The organism is Streptomyces canarius, assembly GCF_014650735.1.
Lineage (GTDB): Bacteria > Actinomycetota > Actinomycetes > Streptomycetales > Streptomycetaceae > Streptomyces > Streptomyces olivaceoviridis.
The window spans coordinates 1-566 of record NZ_BMVN01000246.1 but is presented as its reverse complement, the minus strand read 5'-3'; the positions used below and the strand labels follow the sequence as shown (position 1 = coordinate 566).

The 566-nt window shown below is 44.7% G+C and carries 1 protein-coding gene; it reads right to left on the bottom strand.

The genetic code is table 11. From position 1 onward, the window contains the following. A partial coding sequence (locus tag IE294_RS50540; protein WP_229918618.1) for a F0F1 ATP synthase subunit gamma occupies positions 1-319 on the bottom strand: 319 nt, incomplete at its 3' end. Positions 320-566 lie beyond the last annotated feature (247 nt).

Sequence of the window (566 nt, the reverse complement as noted above, 5' to 3'; positions counted from 1 at the left end):
GGATGAAATATGAATTACCCTTTTTCCCCACACTGATTATTGTATAATCAAGTCCAAGCTGCTTCAATTCTGCAATTCTAGCTTCAGCTTTCTTGATGATAGCATTGTTAAAACCTCCACAGAGACCACGATCACCAGTAACAACAACCAAAGCAACTTTTTTGACAGGCCTGACGTTTGTGAGAGGAGCATCTATGTCTTCAGTCTGGAGCTGTTCATTGATGTTGTAAAGAACTTCAACCAGGGACTCAGAGAAAGGTCTGCCATTGACAACAGCTTCTTGTGCTCTCCTAACTTTAGCAGCAGCCACAAGTTTCATGGCTTCAGTGATCTTCTGCGTGTTCTTTACTGAATCAATACGGTCTCTAAGCTCACGAAGACCACAGTGAACTGGGGTTACAGATGAGGACCTGGAAGGGTTACCGGGGGTTGAGCTCTGAGATGGGAGCTGAAAAGGGCTGATGAAAGAACGGAAAGAGAGTGAAGAAGTGTCAGAAAGAGAGGGTTTTGAGGACACCCACATTGTCAGATTTGAGCAAGACATGGTGACAATGGATCCCGCAGAT